The 17,207-nt window shown below is 37.0% G+C and carries 14 protein-coding genes, 1 tRNA gene and 1 pseudogene; 7 read left to right on the top strand and 9 right to left on the bottom strand.

What is annotated here, in order from left to right; all coding sequences use genetic code 11:
• Positions 1 to 99 precede the first annotated feature (99 nt).
• Complete coding sequence (locus tag OPR57_RS00880) at positions 100 to 1,050, bottom strand: hypothetical protein (protein WP_265036768.1); 951 nt, start codon at positions 1,048 to 1,050, stop codon at positions 100 to 102.
• Between the two features lie 67 nt (positions 1,051 to 1,117).
• Entirely contained in the window at positions 1,118 to 3,733 is a 2,616-nt protein-coding gene (locus OPR57_RS00875) for a valine--tRNA ligase (protein WP_265036766.1), read from the bottom strand.
• A gap of 270 nt (positions 3,734 to 4,003) precedes the next feature.
• Here OPR57_RS00875 and OPR57_RS00870 point away from each other — a divergent pair, with 270 nt between their 5' ends.
• Both OPR57_RS00870 and OPR57_RS00865 read left to right on the top strand, forming a co-directional pair.
• The gene (locus OPR57_RS00870; protein ID WP_265036764.1) at positions 4,004 to 4,957 is read left to right on the top strand and encodes a hypothetical protein; all 954 of its coding nucleotides are present in this window, start codon (positions 4,004 to 4,006) and stop codon (positions 4,955 to 4,957) included.
• 239 nt (positions 4,958 to 5,196) lie between these two features.
• Positions 5,197 to 5,658: an AAA family ATPase gene (locus OPR57_RS00865; RefSeq protein ID WP_265036762.1), complete on the top strand. Its 462-nt coding sequence runs from the start codon at positions 5,197 to 5,199 to the stop codon at positions 5,656 to 5,658.
• 164 nt (positions 5,659 to 5,822) lie between these two features.
• On the opposite strand, the gene OPR57_RS07975 is transcribed toward OPR57_RS00865, so the two are convergent.
• The 3 genes from OPR57_RS07975 to OPR57_RS00850 all read right to left on the bottom strand — a co-directional run bounded on the left by OPR57_RS07975 (position 5,823) and on the right by OPR57_RS00850 (position 7,295).
• Positions 5,823 to 5,984: a hypothetical protein gene (locus tag OPR57_RS07975; RefSeq protein WP_410541075.1), complete on the bottom strand. Its 162-nt coding sequence runs from the start codon at positions 5,982 to 5,984 to the stop codon at positions 5,823 to 5,825.
• A gap of 607 nt (positions 5,985 to 6,591) precedes the next feature.
• On the bottom strand, positions 6,592 to 7,188 hold the full coding sequence (locus OPR57_RS00855; RefSeq protein ID WP_265037634.1) for an RDD family protein: 597 nt from the start codon (positions 7,186 to 7,188) through the stop codon (positions 6,592 to 6,594).
• Between the two features lie 24 nt (positions 7,189 to 7,212).
• Positions 7,213 to 7,295 (bottom strand) — tRNA-Leu (locus OPR57_RS00850).
• 114 nt (positions 7,296 to 7,409) lie between these two features.
• Here OPR57_RS00850 and OPR57_RS00845 point away from each other — a divergent pair.
• From OPR57_RS00845 to OPR57_RS00835, 3 genes are all read left to right on the top strand, one after another.
• Positions 7,410 to 8,861: a replicative DNA helicase gene (locus OPR57_RS00845; protein WP_265036760.1), complete on the top strand. Its 1,452-nt coding sequence runs from the start codon at positions 7,410 to 7,412 to the stop codon at positions 8,859 to 8,861.
• Positions 8,862 to 8,982: 121 nt separating this feature from the next.
• The gene (locus OPR57_RS00840) at positions 8,983 to 9,915 is read left to right on the top strand and encodes a hypothetical protein (RefSeq protein WP_265036758.1); all 933 of its coding nucleotides are present in this window, start codon (positions 8,983 to 8,985) and stop codon (positions 9,913 to 9,915) included.
• Positions 9,912 to 11,591, top strand: a complete 1,680-nt coding sequence (locus OPR57_RS00835; RefSeq protein ID WP_265036756.1) for a hypothetical protein — start codon at positions 9,912 to 9,914, stop codon at positions 11,589 to 11,591. Before OPR57_RS00840 ends, OPR57_RS00835 begins: the two co-directional genes overlap by 4 nt.
• Here OPR57_RS00835 and metG read toward each other — a convergent pair.
• Complete coding sequence (gene metG, locus OPR57_RS00830) at positions 11,588 to 13,123, bottom strand: methionine--tRNA ligase (protein ID WP_265036754.1); 1,536 nt, start codon at positions 13,121 to 13,123, stop codon at positions 11,588 to 11,590. The two genes, OPR57_RS00835 and metG, sit on opposite strands and share 4 nt — an antisense overlap.
• A 197-nt stretch (positions 13,124 to 13,320) precedes the next feature.
• Between metG and OPR57_RS00825 the strand changes: the two genes are divergently transcribed.
• A complete protein-coding gene (locus OPR57_RS00825; protein WP_182319097.1) occupies positions 13,321 to 13,467 on the top strand; it encodes a hypothetical protein in 147 nt (48 codons plus the stop codon).
• Here the strand turns inward: OPR57_RS00825 and ubiG are convergent.
• Positions 13,437 to 14,606 (bottom strand): bifunctional 2-polyprenyl-6-hydroxyphenol methylase/3-demethylubiquinol 3-O-methyltransferase UbiG, encoded by a 1,170-nt coding sequence (gene ubiG, locus OPR57_RS00820; RefSeq protein WP_265036752.1) that lies wholly within the window; start codon positions 14,604 to 14,606, stop codon positions 13,437 to 13,439. The two genes, OPR57_RS00825 and ubiG, sit on opposite strands and share 31 nt — an antisense overlap.
• A 188-nt stretch (positions 14,607 to 14,794) precedes the next feature.
• Between ubiG and OPR57_RS08130 the strand changes: the two are divergent.
• Positions 14,795 to 14,947: pseudogene (locus OPR57_RS08130) on the top strand (WPE palindromic element domain-containing protein); the annotation flags it as partial.
• Between the two features lie 268 nt (positions 14,948 to 15,215).
• On the opposite strand, the gene OPR57_RS00810 reads toward OPR57_RS08130, so the two are convergent.
• A complete protein-coding gene (locus OPR57_RS00810; protein WP_265036748.1) occupies positions 15,216 to 16,226 on the bottom strand; it encodes an Mrp/NBP35 family ATP-binding protein in 1,011 nt (336 codons plus the stop codon).
• Positions 16,227 to 16,308: 82 nt separating this feature from the next.
• Entirely contained in the window at positions 16,309 to 17,169 is an 861-nt protein-coding gene (locus tag OPR57_RS00805) for an Rpn family recombination-promoting nuclease/putative transposase (RefSeq protein ID WP_265036746.1), read from the bottom strand.
• Positions 17,170 to 17,207: the final 38 nt, after the last annotated feature.

The following is a 17,207-nucleotide window of genomic DNA, read 5'->3' as shown; positions in this document are numbered from 1 at the left end:
TGTGGAGGAATTATAGTGCTGCACCTACAACAAACTTCCCATTTTCAGTCTGCTAGCTAAAAATGGCTAAGGTTTTATGTATCCAGTGTACAACTGTACTCAAAATGTGCAGTAGCTATTGGCCGGGGTAGAACATCTACTGGTATATCCAGAATCACATGAAGCGCCTTTCAGCTCTTTATATGGCGGTCTTATTGGAGTGTATATATAAGGTAGTTTTGGTTTCAAGAATTGTTCATTAGCAGACGTATTTTCACCTATTTCTTCAGATTTTGATAAATGTTCACTACTCAGATCCTCTACCATTTCCAGTGAATTAGCTGCTTCTGGTACTGCATTTCCTTGTAATAAAGTTCGTTCCTGCACGTTTTTTAGCGTTTCTTCCATATTGTTAAGATGTTCGTTGTGCTTCTTTTCCGATTTTAAAGATTTATCAAAAAGATCCTTATCAATATTAGAATTTTCAGATGAATGCTTTTTGTTTTGTTTATGTAAATCAACGTTTTTACTTGTCATATCGTAGTATGCCCTTAGATTCTCTATTTCTTTTGTTACATTTTTTTCTAACTCCTCATTTTTATTTTCATCTCCCCCTTTTCCTTCTGATTCATCATATAGTTCTTCTTGTGGGTCCTCTAACCACTCTATTTCCTCATTTAACCCTGCAATTTCGCTTTCCAAATCTTGCTTTTCTCGAGTTAATTCATTTAATCGATTATTCAATCTCTCCACTTCTTTGCTTGCAGCTTCTTTAGCTTCTTTTCCTAAAGCTATTTTATTTTCTAACTCTTGCTCTTTTTCAGCAAATTTATTTTTCTCAACCTCTATTTTCTTATTATTACTAATTATTTTACATGAAAGTGCAAGCACCAAAACAGAAAGTATAGACAAACTCAAAGCAACAGGAAGAGCTACATTAAAGGCTGCAACTGAAGACAAGAACTTAACATAAGGGGTAACAGCAAGTGTCCCAGACGCAAGCAATACCAAAGTAGCAAGAGCACCAGCTATAAGATATGGTGCATTGGCTTTATTATATAAACCCCTCATTATTATTCCCTCACAACTAATAATGACTATAATAGCATGGATATCAAAGGAAGTAAAGCTATAAAAATCAGTATAAGTCTATATTCACTATGTATTTCCCGTCTTCAGTTTCAAGCTCAGACTGCATCCACTCTATCGTTTCCGCATTGCAAACTGCTTGCAAATCATTCTGTGCGGATTGATTCAATTTGTCCTCTCGTAGATCTGCTTTTATCACCAATTTTTTTATCAAATGCTTAACTGATACATTATTATCTGCCTTTATCTTTCTGATAATGTTTAATATCTGAATAACATTATCTCCCATTTCCTCTGAATATTTATCGTGGATAAGTTCTTCTTTGCTCGGCCAATTGCTTTGATTGTGTACAGAACTATAACTATACAACTGGTGGTATATCTCTTCTGTAATGTAAGGCAAGAAAGGTGCAAATAACCGCAAAATAACATTTAACACATACGCCAAGCTTTGTTTTGCACTTAAGGTTGCTTCACTGCTTCCGTACGCGCGTTTTTTTACTAATTCCAAGTAGTTATCACAAAAATCCTTCCAAAAAAATTCTTCTACTGCATTCAAAGCTTCGCAGTATTCAAACTGTAATAGGTTATTCGTTGCTCTTTCTATAACTTTGTATAACTTAGACAATATCCACTTATCCATTGTCTCGTGAGCAGAATTTATGCTCATCACTTGATGCTTTTCCATGAACATGGAAACGAACTTGCTAGCGTTCCAAAGTTTTGTAACGAGGCGGTTGCCAATTTTGAATATACTTTCAGAGTAGACTGTATCAACTCCAAGCCTTGAGTTCGCTGCCCAATAGCGCACTACATCAGCTCCATAAGTTTCAAGTATTACATGAGGAGTGATGATGTTACCCTTTGATTTACTCATCTTTTTCTTATCATCGGCTAAACACCAACCGCTGATCATAATGTTTTTCCAAGGTAAAGAATTTGCATGATAATGTGCCTTTAAAATAGTATAAAAAGCCCAAGTTCTTATTATCTCATGGCTCTGGCTGCGCAGATCTGCAGGAAATATCGTATTATAGCGATGATTTGGTAAACTAAACTCACTGTTTACTGCCAGTGCACTCAGTTGAGGAGTAATTGAACTTGTGGCCCAGGTATCCATTACATCTTGATCTGGGATAACTTCTTCTTTGCTATACCCTTTTGGCAAATCTTTGAGTGGATCAATAGGTAGGGCCTTTATCTCAGCTAGAATAATTTTACCTTCTTCACCCTTACGTTTGGAATACCACACTGGAAATGGCACACCAAAATAGCGCTGCCTTGAGATGCACCAGTCCCAATTTAGCCCTTCTATCCACACTTCCATACGTTTACGCATATTGCTTGGATGCCAATTGCATTCTTTTACTTTATCTAATACTTGAGCTTTTTGCTCTAAGGTCTTGATAAACCATTGATAAGTAGGCAATATCTCAAGTGGTGCACCAGATCTTTCTGCGCACTTAACAGAATGAGAAATGTTAGTGCTTTCTATCAAAAGTCCTTTTTTAGTTAGGATTTCGATCATCCTCTTTCTTGCTTCTTTAACCTTTAGTCCATTTATTTCATTTAGTATATTGTTTGTCATCCAAACTGGTTCTTTTTCCTGGATTCCAGTGCCACCTATGGTGTCATCCCAGTGCCCAGACACTGGGATCCATTCTTCTTTTTCTTGACCACATGCTGGAATAGCATCATTACCAGCTTCTTCTGTCACCCAAGTAGCTGACACTGGCTGGATTCCAGTTTCAAGCACTGGAATGACATCATGAAGGTTCATCCTCCCATCCTGATCGATGATAATTTTCATCGGCAGGTTATGCTTTTGCTGCCAATATATGTCGAGTTCATCACCAAACGTACAGCACATAACAAGCCCAGTGCCTTTATCTATTTTGACCTTATCATCAGCAATAATTAGTACTTTTTCCTCTGTTATTGGCACTACGGCTGTTTTTCCGATCAGATGAGTGTAGCGCGTATCCTCTGGATGACAAAAAACTGCAACACATGCTGGAAGTAATTCAGGCCGCGTAGTTGCAATATTGATCTGCTCATTTTCTTGAGTAGAGAAAACTATCGTATTTAAGGATGACTCAAAAACTTTATCTTCTATTTCTGCTTGCGCAATTGCGGTTTTATCAACCGGGTCCCAAAGGATGGGCTGCATTTTTCTATATGCATATCCCTTATTATATAGATCAATAAACGACATCTGTGAAAGCGTCACAGTTTCCTTGCTGATCGTGTGGTATTCCAAACCCCAATCGTAACTAATTCCAACAGACTTAAATAGTTCCTTGAATTCTTGCTTTGATTTCTCAATAACCTCATGGCACATCTCTATAAATTTTTCTCTGCCAACTTCTTTTGCACTGGTTTTATAGGTTTGTTCAACCAATCTTTCAGTGGGAAGCCCGTTATCATCAAACCCAATTGGGTAAAACACATCTTTTCCCAGCATGCGCTGAAACCTTGCAATAAAGTCCGCGTGGCAATAGCTAAATATATGGCCAATATGCAATTTACCCGATATTGTCGGCGGAGGTGTGTCTATAGTGAAAGTGTTATCCTTTTCACCATTCCATTTATAAACTTTACTTCCTTCCCACAATATGTTGCATTTGTCTTCAATTTCTTTAAAGCCGTATTTTTCTTTTAACATAAATATTCCTCAATTTTAAACTTTAAACTATAGCTAGCGCAGCCCTACGTCATACCGCCACGGTATCTCTTAACCGCTAACAAGTAGCGGGATGACGATTGTTGGTAAACCTAAATTACTTTAGCTATAGCACAATTAAACAAATACGGCAATTTTACGCCAAAATTTTTTGTTTACGAACATAAATTTTCTATGCTATGATAAAAATATTACTTGACCTTAGGTTCTAAAGGTATTATGTAATGTTAATTATATATATTGAGGTTTGTTATGCCTAATGGTCCAAAAAAAACAAAAAGCCAAGAAAAGATGAAAATGAGTTTACGAAGTCAAGAAAAAAAGTTATCACATAGTCAAAATCCTTTAGCTGATAGTGATTTGCAATATTCTGATAAGAGGTTGCCAAATAGTAGCAATAGCACACCATCAGATCCTGTGCCTGAAGGGATTAAGGGTACAATAAAGATTGTTGATGATAATAAAAAAGTAGTGTTTGTTATAAAAGGAGGGGATTATGAAGAATTTGAAAAGTATAAAAACGTAGAACAGGATGGTACTACAATTGATGGAGAGTTTTATGCGGGTTTTGCGCTAGATGGTAAACAACTATATATTACTGGTCTTTATAGCTCAAAAACAGAAGAAGAGAGTTCTGATATTCTTCTGTCTATAAATTCAGTTGGGGAACAGAATGGCAAATGTTATGGTCAACTAGAAGGAATGAAAGAGCTGTTAGGCCTTAACAATGGGGAAAAGGAGGTTAAGGTAAAAAACCTATCTAAACATCCTGCAATACAATCGTCAAAGGAGAAAAGAACAGACTTACAAACTGAATTGGGGAAAGATGAGGACGAACAAAATAAAGAAGTTGAGGACGAATTGAAAACTGTAACACAACAACCAGCTGAAGTTGAGCAGTTAAAGGAGAAAGACAAAGGATTAGAAGCTGAGAAAGCATTGGAAACTGAAAATACAATACCAAAAACTCTAGATGATAAAGTTGCCGGTAACACACAAGCAAATGGAGAATTACAATCAGTTAGCAATGTGGAAGAAGTTAAGGAGTTGAAGGCAGCACAACAAAATGATACTAGTGCTCAGTTAGAAGAGAAAAAGGAGAAAATAACAGAATTAGAAAGTAAATTAAAGGCAGCTGAGGAGGGAAAAAATAAAGCACTAGAAACTCAATTGGCTGAAGCTGAGGAGAAAAAAATAAAGCACTAGAAGATGCAAATAAGAAAGCTGAGGAGGAAAAAATAGCATTAGAAGAGCAGTTAAGGGAGAAAGGCGAAGAATTAGAAGTTGCAAATAAAACAATTAAAGAATTAAAAGCTGCAAATAAGAAAGCTGAGGAGGAAAAAGCAGCATTAAAAGCTCAACAAAATACACAAGAAGTTGAGAACTCACAGCAAAAGCTAGAAAAAGATAAGAAAATAGAAGAACTAAATGTTGAAGTTCAGCAGTTGAAGGATGAGAAAGAAAAACTCAAAATTGAACTGGAAAGAAGCACGTTGAGAGTAGTTGATAGAAATGTTACAATAAGAGAATTACAAGGCGAACTAGACACACTACAAGATCTTGATCAGCAGTTAAAAGAGAAAGAGAAGGAAATAGCACAATTAAAAACTCAAATGACTGAAGCTGAGAGGAAAAATAAAGAATTAGAAGCTAAAAACAAAACAATTGAGCAACCAAAACAAGGCAATGGAGCACGGTACACTGCTATTGTTGGTATGAGTTCTACTGCTGGGTTGGTAGCATTTATTGCACTTAAATGTACAGTGAGATTAGATATTTGGGTAATGGTTGGTATAGCAGCAGTATCTGCAGCCGTAGTTGGTGGTATTACATATGCAGTATTACCTAGTACTCAAGTAGATGGAGCGAAAGCACAAGAAGTAGATGGGAATAATAAAGGGAAGTAACAAGGGTTGAGCCATACGCGGTATCTCTTAGCCGCTAACAAGCAGCGGGATGACAGCAATCCTACGTCATACCGTCACGGTATCTCTTGGCATAGATCCCGCTAACAAGCAGCGGGATGACGATTGTCAGGCTAGCCTGTCATCCCAGTAGCCTCCTTCTCCTGTCATCCCAGTGCCCAGACACTGGGATCCAGAAAACTTAACTCTACCAAGTAAATGTACAATAAGAACTGGATTCCAGCGTCACGCGCTGGAATGACACCCTTTTTGGGTCCTCTAAGTAGCCTCTTTGTCTTGTCATCCCAGTAGCCTCCTTCTCCTGTCATCCCAGTGCCCAGACACTGGGATCCAGGAAACTTAATTGCAAGTAATGCATTGGGTTTGGTGAGTATAAAAGTATAGCTAACGCAAGCTCTACGTCATACCGTCACGGTATCTCTTAGCATAGATCCCGCTAACAAGTAGCGGGATGACGATTGTCGTTTAGCCATAAATATTTAAGAAATTTACCAAATGAAAAAAAAGGCAAAAGAAGCCCCATGGTTAACTAGTTATTTATATGTACTTCAAAATATTGGCGTTTTTTATTCTAAACGCTGCAATTTAGCTGCTTTTAAATGCAACTAACCTAAATTATAAACGTTAAGAAATTTACTGAGCGGAAAAAAAGGCAAAGAAACCCTAGGGTAGCTAGTATTCAAATTCTCCCTTGTCTATTTGACGTCTTTTACTGTCCTAAACAGCGCGTTTCGGCTTGTATAGGTAGAAACCCAGAAGTTTTATAAAGACATGAGGTGCACATAGTGCAAAAAATTAAGCATGATTTACGCCAAATACAAAGTTCCCTTTGTCGTTTTAATCTTCAGATTGCGAAGATAAATAAATAGCTTCAGTATCATGATAAGGGGGCTGGCGAAGGGTGTCAAGTAGTTTTTAGCTCTGCCTTCTAAGGCTTTTACTCGTGACAACCACTGTGCCTGCGATCTTATCGTGCCAAGTTTGACAGCGTTTGTTGAAATTTGACCATAAAAAGCCCAAGAATAATGGTGCAACTGACAATATAAAGGAAAAAAATCTCTTTGTTGCTTGTTTTAGGGTCATCTTTTCGAAAGTTTGTGCATCCACAACTCTAAGCCCAAGTAATAGTTTTCCAGGTGTGGCAGCAAACCTTACCCACATGTATGCTACATAGCAAAAGAGCATAATGAATTGGACTATTTGATTTAGGATCCACAGTTTACCAAGTCTACTCTGCGTTGTCTTTTCTTCTATAGACAGTGGCGCTTGCATTGGGGATTTTGCATCAATTTGACTTAATATTTTGCTATCCTCTGAGTTTGTAAAGAGCTGATTTAAGGCTTGGCTGCAAAACTGCAAGAACAAAGCGATAATAATTAAATCAAGCAATACTGATATATAGCGCCTGAGGCCCGTTACATAACATATCCCATTTTCATCTTTCTTTACCTTTTGAATAATATTTATAAAAGAAAAAATAGAAAATAAACGATCAAAAAATTTATGCAACATATATACACTTTCCAATATTTAACGTGCCCCTGGCCGGACTTGAACCAGCATGCTTTTGCAAGCAACAGATTTTGAGTCTGCCGTGTCTACCATTCCACCACAGGGGCATTAAGTTTTAATGCTATAGGCAACACGGAATTAGTCAAATTTTTTTGCCTTTACATCTTTCAAATGAGGACTAAATATTCTACAATAATCAACAGTTACTCTCAAAACTTAAAATGAATGAATTAGCTGATCTTCTCAGTTCAAGAAGTGTAGACAAGGAAATATGTAAATTACCGCATAATTTAGAAGCTGAACAGATGCTTATTGGTGCAATGATCCGTGATAATAGAATCTGTGATGCAGTTGAAGACACAATCACAGCGGAGAATTTCTATGATCCATTACATCAAAGTATTTTTACGCAAATATCCAAAACCAGGAAACATGGCATAATTGCCAATGAACTGAGCCTCAAGATGTTTTTTGAGCACGACAAAGCATTTACCGAATGTGGTGGGGTAGAGTACTTAGCAAAGCTTGCAGCGAAGGCAAGTATTGCGCTTGATATCTATAGTTTGACTAGAATAATCCGTGATACTTACTTAAGGAGATGTTTAATTAAGCTCGGGCAAGAAATAGTTGGTGATAGCTACAACTACGATATTGAAAATCCTGCACAGGCGCAAATTGAACAAGCAATGACAAAATTGTTCAATTTGGCAGTAAAAAAACAAGGTGAGAAAACATATATAAAACTTGCAAGTTCAATTAAAGATGTAGTTGAGAAGATCAGCACACTGAAAAATAATCCAGAAGCGCTGGGCGTTACAACCGGACTTCAAGATCTAAATCAGCTTCTTGGTGGTCTACAAAAATCTGATTTATTAATTTTAGCTGCAAGGCCTTCTATGGGTAAAACAGCATTGGCGCTAAACATCGCACTTAATGCTTGTAAGATGTTGCAAAAAAGAGCAGATAAGCAACACTATGTAGCGTTTTTCTCGCTTGAAATGTCAGCAGAGCAATTAACTGCAAGGCTGATCACTATAGATTCAGGGATTAGTTATTATAAGGCATTAACCGGGAGAATTAGTGATTTTGAATTGCATGAATTTATCAATACTAGTACAGAATTATCTGAACTGCCTTTCATCATAGATGACACCCCTGCGCTATCAATTAGTGCCCTTCGCACCAGAATACGCTTGCTGTATCAATTATATAATGTAGAAGTGGTATTCATTGATTATTTGCAGCTAATCAGAGGAACAACAAAAAGGAGTAATGAAAATAGAGTGCAAGAAATCTCGGAAGTAACGCAGGGTTTGAAAGCAATTGCAAAGGAGCTAAATATTCCCATTGTTGCACTATCTCAGCTCTCTCGTTCTGTTGAGCAGAGGGATGATAAAAAACCACAACTTTCTGATTTACGCGATTCAGGGAGCATAGAGCAAGACGCAGATATAGTAATGTTTCTCTATAGAGAAGAGTATTATGAACTAAGAAAACAACCAAATGAAGGAAGCAATAAACATCGAGAATGGCAAGAGAAAATGGAAAAAATTAGAAACATTGCAGAGCTCGTTATTGCAAAGCAGAGAAATGGGCCAATTGGCAGTGTGAAGCTATATTTTGACTCTAACAGAGGTGCATTTAAAGATTACACGGAAAGGCATAGTTCATAGCTTGGCAGCAATCTTCTTGTTCCCAAGTTCATTGATTATTTTTTTATGTAAAGATAGCTTGACAATTTCTTAAAAATCCTTTTATAATGATATTATATTTTATAATACGTGAGGAATAATCATGATGAATAAAAACAATGTACCCTATTATATAGCTGGAACTCTGGCTACTTTCACTTTATTAGCATCTGGAGTGTTTGCTGCAGCTCCTTATATTGGTTTCTTAGCTCCAGTTGCAGCATTAAGTGTTGGCTTGCCATTTATTATTGGTTATGCTGTGTTTTCTGTTGTAACTATTGCACTTTCAGCTGTGGTAATTAGCAAAAATAAAACCATTTCTAAAAAAGATGCTCAACTGGCTGATCAAGCAAAAGAGATAGAAGGTAAAGACAAAACTATTTTTGAGAAAGAAGCTCAACTAGCTGAGAAAAGTACTGATATTTCTAACCTGAGGGATCAGCTTGATGAAGAAAAAGTTGAAGTACAAGCTCAAAAGCGGAAAAATTCTGAGAAAGAAAAAGAGATAAAAGATAAAGATAAAGCAGACAAAATTATTTCTGAGAAAAATCTGGAGATTTCTAGAATAAAAAATGAGTTGGCTGCAACCACAAGGATTAATGCTTCTCAGCCAGGTAATGTGGTAGAATTTGATAGCATAAACCAGCAGCTTACTAAGAGAGATGTCGAAGTACAAACTCAAGAGCAAGCCATTATTTCACAAGCAAAAGGGGCTCCTAGCAGTGTTGGAAATGGTATGGAAAATGCTTATGGCACATCAGTTGAGTATGTAAAAGGGAAATTTAATAGTGTTAGAAATAAATTTAAAAATGTTTATGATACTATGCCATCAACTGAGTCAGTAAAAGGGACAATTAGTAGTGCTGGAAATAAATTAAAAAATGTTACAGATATTTACGATTTATCAAAAGCAGTTGATAGTGCTAGAAATAGGTTAAAACACGTTGAAGCATATACAGCATGTGAAGAAGTAGGTACAACTGTAAAAGAAGCGTACAGTAGTGGGCGTATTTTTATATTGCTGAGCGTCGCTTGAAAGATGTCTATGGTATTATACCATCAGCTGAGTCAGCACGTAATTGGGTTCCAAGCTTAAAAACAGCAGGCTGGATAGCAGGAGGAGTAGGGTTATTAGTAGGAATAACATATACCAATGTCAATAGAGGATCGAGTATTGCTGGCAACTCATTTAATGTAGCAGGTAATTCTACTAATGGTACTGAAAGTGACGCATCAATCTCGAACTCATCATCTGTTTATTACAGACCTACTGATCAACAGATTAAGCAAAGTCAGATTTATGAGGCTAGCAAAAAACTAGCTGATGCTAAAAAGTTTGCCGAAAATAATTTCGGTATATCTGAAGAAGATGAGCCTCAATGGTCTAAGGATTTGCATAAATCAGAAACTACGGAAGAAATTATGGATGGTGATACTCTTTCCAATCTATTCTATGAAGGCAATAATAGTGGTTACCAATTTGCTACATCAAATGTCACTGAACCTGCGAGAATCAGCGAGACCATTGGGTCAAATCAGACATCTGTTGTAAGGCATAGTAGCGTTGATACAAGTGACACATGTCCTGCTAATTCTTATACTTCTTTAGAAAAGTACAATATTGGTACATGCCCTAGTCAAGATGTATGTTCTAATAAAACTAGTAGTCTATGGTCATACATACGTAGTTTTATATCTTTTGGTTCTCGTGAACACCGCGTTAATACTAATGTAACTCATACTGAGAGTAGTAAAACTGTTGGGTCTTCTCAGACAGCTGTTGCAAGGTATAGTAACGTTGATACAAGTGGCACATGTCCTAGTGATACTATTACTCCTGTCAGTGCTAATGCAAATGATGGTACATGCCCTAATCAAGACTATTATGCAAGTGATTATACTTCATTACCACACAATACGCAGTTAAGTGTTACTTATAAAGATGATGATGTATGTCCCAGCAATAATGGTAATATATCATCAGAGATGTACAAAGAACTGTTCAGTGACATTATAGCTAAAGGCAAGGATGTAAGGCTTAATGATGGTAAGATAGAAAAGAGTCCTGAAACTGCCTTAGCAAAGTATGATAATACTGATACAAGTGACACATGTCCTGCTAATTCTTATACTTCTTTAGAAAAGTACAATATTGGTACATGCCCTAGTCAAGATGTATATCCTAATGAAACTAGTGGTCTATGGTCATACATACGTAGTTTTATACCTTTTGGTTCTCATGAATACCACGTTAATACTGTAGATAGCAGTGTAAAAGACAGTGGTTACCAATTTGCTACACCAAATGTCACTGAACCTGCGAGAATCAGCGAGACTATTGGGTCAAATCAGACAGCTGTTGCAAGGTATAGTAGCGTTGATACTGTAGATAGCAGTGTAAAAGACAGTAGTTACCAATTTGCTAAACCAAATGTCACTGAACCTGCGAGAATCAGCGAGACTATTGGGTCAAATCAAACAACTATTCCGGATAATGTTACTGTTTCTACAGATAAGTATGCTGAACGTGAGCTTTGCTCTGTGGATGGTGATAATAAAAGTACTTTTGCTAATCTGTCTTCCGCTAGTGTGGATAATGGTATAAACACATCAAGACAACAAGGTACTTTTTTTGATTCTGTTGACTTGAAAAAACTAACGAGAGAGGTCCATCCTTCAGCCTATCCTAATAGTTTACCAGGGGTTTTTTAAGTATCAACCCTCAAAAAAACCGGCGTAGGTTTAGGCAGCGTAATGCCTGAACTTACGCACGTGTCGTACAAAGATTTTAAATCTCGTTGTTCTTTCGGAATTTGCAGTTGATTTAGTATCATCTCTGCTGACTTTGGAACAATCGGTTGCAATAAAGTGCCAATTATCCTGATATATTCCAGTAACTTGTAAATTACTAAATTCATGCGTTCTCTATCAGTTTTGCTTAATGTCCAGGGTGCACTTTTGTCTATATAAGCATTGGCTTCAGAAGAGATGTTGATAATTAGAAGTATAATCTGGTTAAATTCATACCTTGCAAGATGATTCATGATTTGATCAATTATGGACTTACAATTTGGCAAACTCTCATCATCTTTGAGTAGATTTCGATCAACTGTTGGTACAATTCCAGAGCATTGCTTGTGTAAAAATGAAATTGTTCTTTGTACTAAATTGCCTATGTTGTTTGCCAGTTCTGAATTTATCCGGCTGATCATGTTTTTCTTACTAAAGTTGCCATCTTGGCCGAAGCTTGCTTCCCTGAGGAGAAAATAGCGTAGCTGATCAACACCAAACTCTTGAGCGAGGCCAATTGGATCTATGACATTACCAAGAGACTTGGATATTTTTTCTCCCTCGTTCAACCACCAACCATGAACTGCAATTTGTTTTGGCAGTGGCAGGTCTGCTGCAAGGAGAATCGCTGGCCAATATACAGCATGAAAGCGCAATATGTCTTTGCCGATTACATGAACGTTGAAAGAGCTGTCACTTGCCCAAAACTTCTTATATCCTTCATCTTCTGTGCTAGGGAAACCTATTGATGTAAGATAATTGGTTAATGCATCTATCCAGACATAGATTACGTGTTTGTCATTACCTGGTACTTTTATTCCCCAGTTAAAACTAGTGCGAGAGATTGAGAGGTCAATGAGCCCTGATCTTACAAACGATACCACTTCATTTTTTCTGCTCTCAGGAAAGATAAAATTTGGTTGATTTTTATAGAGTTCCAGTAATTTGTCTTGCCAGTTTGACAAGCGAAAAAAGTAGCTCTCTTCTTTTATCCACTGAACTTCTGCGCCTGTTGGTGCTTTGCCATCTATCAGCTCTGACTCCTGATAAAATGCTTCATCACGAACTGAATACCAACCCGAATAGGAATCCAAATATATTTGTCCTCTGTCTTCAAGCCTATTCCATAAAGCTACCACTGCTTTTTTGTGACGTTCCTCCGTAGTGCGAATAAAATCGTCATACTCAAAATTCATGAACTTATCTAATTCTTTAAATGAAACGCTCACTTTATCCGTAAATTCTTTTGGCTGCATTTCCTTTGCTTTAGCTGCTTTTTCTATTTTTTGTCCATGTTCATCTGTACCGGTGGTAAATTTGACATTTTTCCCAGCTAGTTTCATGAACCTTGCCACCACGTCACACAAGAGAGAAGTGTATGCATGACCGATATGCGGCTTATCGTTTACGTAATATACTGGCGTGGTGATGTAAAAGTTCTCAGATTTATCCATACTTAAGTACCTAGAGTTCTAATGCTACTTATGTTGGCAAGAGAAATCAATCTTTCTGTACAGACCTGTGTAAAACTCTCTGTAATTCTATAAATCTTACTGTCACCAGAATAGCTAATCCCAGTAGCATGAGGTTGTCATCCGAGTAGCTGACACTGGGATCCAGCTAAGTTGGTAAGCATAAAAGTAGCCGTTTTATGTTAAAATACTACGTTTTGATGATTATGAAAAAACTGGATTCCAGTGTCAAGCACTGGAATGACACCGTCTTGGATCCAAGTAGTCAAGCTACTCGGATGACATTAGAACCGTCTCAAACTACAATGTTTCCACAAAGTATATAATTAACGTCTACTCCTTTAGTTAGATTCCACTCACGCTTTATTACGTTGTACTCCATGCCAGCCATGTTTTGCAGCGTTACATTATTTTCTCTTAAGTAATTTGCAATTTCTGACGGCTTGAGAAATTTATTCCAGTTATGTGTACCTTTTGGCAGCCAATTTAATATGTACTCTGCACCAATTATTGCAAGACAAAAGGATTTAATAGTTCTATTTATTGTGGATATAAAGATTAACCCCTCCGGTTTTAGCAGTTCTATTGCTTTCTTCATGAAAAGCTCTAAATTATCCACATGTTCAACTACTTCCATCAGCAGAACCACGTCGTACTTCTTGTCATTGCTTAGCTCTTCAATACTGGTGTGTATATATTCTATATTTAACCCTACTTTTTTCGCATGTGAACGCGCTACTTTTATGTTTTCTTCACATACATCTATTCCCACAACGTTAATGCCAACGCGTGCCATTGACTCTGACAAAATGCCGCCACCGCATCCAACATCAAGCAATGATAATTCTTTTAAATTGCATTTTTTTAACTCTTTTATTTTCTCAATAATGTAAGATACTCTAACAGGATTCATCATGTGCAATGGTTTGAATTTGCCGTTCTCATCCCACCACTGACCTGCCATTTTAGCGAATTTTGATATTTCATCTTTGTTATAAGTTTTTGTTTTTTTTTTCTTAGAGGTTATATTGCTGAGTTTATTAAGGCGTTTTTTATGTCTGCTTTCTTTTGAAAATTCTGTTTCGAGGAATTGTTTGACTATGTCTTTTGCTAATCCACTCGCAGTAAACCCTGCACCAAGACACAGTACATTTGCGTTGCCATGCTCGCGAGCTAATTTTGCGATCTCAACACTGTTACATAAAGCAGCGTAGATTCCTTCAAAACGATTTGCCACAGTACTCATGCCCAAACCTGTACCACAAATTAATATCCCATAATTTGCTTTTTTGCTTGTTATATCTTCTACAACTTTAACAGCATAGTCTGGGTAATCTACACACTTTTGCTTAGCAGTGCAGCCTTGATCTACCACTCTATAACCCATGGCTTCCAGGTAAGGTTTTATTTCTGATTTTAATTCATAACCAGCATGATCTGAGGCAATTGATACTATATCTAACATATAAGAATATTTTATATGGGTTTGAACTTTCTGTCAAGTCATTCAATGCTCCTGACCTTTTGGGAGTTCTAAAGCTATAGCTAAGGTTTTCCTAAGTCATACCGCAATTCATTCCACAACTGTACGAACATTGTGATTTGAGAATAATCTCCGCCAGGAAGGGTGTCATCCCAGTGCTTTGGCACTGAGATCCAGAAAACTTAATTTTAAATAAGTACACCAGATAGCTGTATAATAAGAACTGGATTCCAGTGTCAAGCACTGGAATGACATCATTTATTATGCAACATCGTGTCACATTGCAACGTTCGTACAGTTGTGGAATGAATCGCGGTATGACGGTTAAGTAGGTTGTCATCCCAGTGCTTGACACTGGGATCCAGGAATTTTATTAAGTTGGTAAGCATAAAAGTAGCAGTTTTATGCTAAAATACAACGTTTTGATGATTATGGAAATGCTGGATCCCAGTGTCAAGCACTGGGATGACACCCTTCTGACGCGAATTCTGGTAGGCCCAAATCACAATGTTCATACAGTTGTGGATTCATTCGCGGTATAGATTCCGCTAACGAGTAGCGGAATGATGGTTTTTCAAATTGTAGGTAAACCTAAGCCACTTTAGCTATAACATCTTTAGCAATACCTTCATAAATCTCTGCCAAATCTTCACTTAGCATTAAAGGATTTCCACAATCAGAAGCATGACATATTTGTGGATTCAGAGGAATTCTGCCTAGGAGTTTGATGCCCAGCTCCTCAGACATTTTTTTTGCGCCGTCTTTTCCAAATATGTATATTTTTGAGCCGCTTTGAGTAAAATAGCTCATATTTTCTACAATGCCAATAACCGGTACGCTGAGCTTTTTAAACATATCATAAATTTTGCGTGCATCAATCAAAGCAAGCTCTTGTGGAGTTGAAACTATTATCGCCCCAGTTAAGTTAAAATTTTCCATAAGACTTAAATGTACATCGCCAGTTCCAGGTGGTGTATCAACTATCAAATACTCTATATCGGACCATTTTGTTCCCATTAGCAGATTATAAAGTGCTTTTGTAATCATAGGTCCGCGCCATATTGCTGCACGATCTTTATCGATAAAATAGCCAATTGAAATAGTATGCAGTCCATACTTTTCTATAGGCATTGCTTTACTATCCTGTATTTCTGGCTTTAATTTTTCAGCGCCAAGCATTTTAGGAATTGAAGGACCATATATATCTGCATCAACCAGCGCAACTTTATGTTTCAACTTTGCTAATGAGAGAGCAAGATTTAGCGCAACTGTGGACTTGCCCACACCGCCTTTACCAGAGGCCACAACGATTATATTTTTCACTCCTTCGATATGTAATTTAGCTTTTTGTTGCCCAGTTTGTTTTTGACCAGTAGCAACCACGGTCACTTTTGTCACCCCCGGTATAGCTTTAACAGCTTGCTCACAATTTCTTCTTAATTCTTCGTTTGCTTGTGTGTTACCGGCAACTTCAAGCGCAAAACCAACATCTCGACCTTTAATAATAATTGAGGATATTATGCCAAGAGCGATCACATCTTTACCGCTTTTTTGCTCTATGACTTTTTTTAAGCTCTCTCTTACAATTTCTTTGTTGATCATTAGACCTCTGTTGTTTGATGCGCCAGGAAGGGTATCATTGCGACAATGTTACACGAAATAAATTCAAAAACCAACAATCCTTTTAGGCAATTTCTTCCTGAAGTTGTTCAATTTTAGCTTGAGGAAGGCTGGTTGTCTGAGAGATAATATCAATAGAGATGCCAGCTTTAAGTAAGTTTTTTGCAACTTCAATTTTTCCTTCAATCTTTCCTTCAATTCTACTTTGCATGATGCAGGATAAATTATCATCCTCACGTTTCTTATCTTGATCATAAGTAAAACGCTCTTCTTCACTCCAATTATATCGATTCAACTCATTATAAGCCTTGCCAATAATTACATCACTTCCTACCACTTTTTTTAGATCCTCTTCACTAGTTTCACTTGCATACTTAAAGAAATAGCACCACTTTTCAACTATATTTTCTAATTGATCCTCTTTTGTTTTTGGAAATTTCGGTAGCTCTATGAAAGTAAAACTAAAATCCTTTAGGTCATGTTCAAAGGTTTTCTTATCAAGAGTAACGTGATCGGATTTGTACTCTGGTTGATCGGGAAATAGAACAAAATCAGTAATAGCAATAAAAATAACTTCTTTAAGATCTTGATATTGGCCACCTACATTAGCTTGGCTTGAATAAGCTTTAGCGGCATAGTACTGCGCGCGTTTTTCGAAGCCAGTGGTTCTAGCAACCTGCATCTCAACAATCGTTTGAACACCTGTAGAATCTCTACAGAGTACATCGACAATACTCTCCTTTTTAGCGGCAATTTCAGGCTTTTGAATGGGACTTAGAAAGTCTACATCCTTTATTTCAGCTTCACCAGTGAGACCTAGAATATCATTGAGAAAATGAACAAGAATGTCTTTATTTTTCTCAGTACCAAATATTCTCTTGAACGCGAAATTGTTTTTTGGATCAAGAAATTTTGAAAAGGCCATAATTAAATACAATTAGGAGACGAATAATTATACACTAT

Origin of the sequence: Wolbachia endosymbiont (group A) of Anomoia purmunda (genome assembly GCF_947251545.1) — a bacterium.
Lineage (GTDB): Bacteria > Pseudomonadota > Alphaproteobacteria > Rickettsiales > Anaplasmataceae > Wolbachia.
Note: the sequence above shows the minus strand (reverse complement) of the source record. Positions and strands in the feature narration are given on the sequence as shown.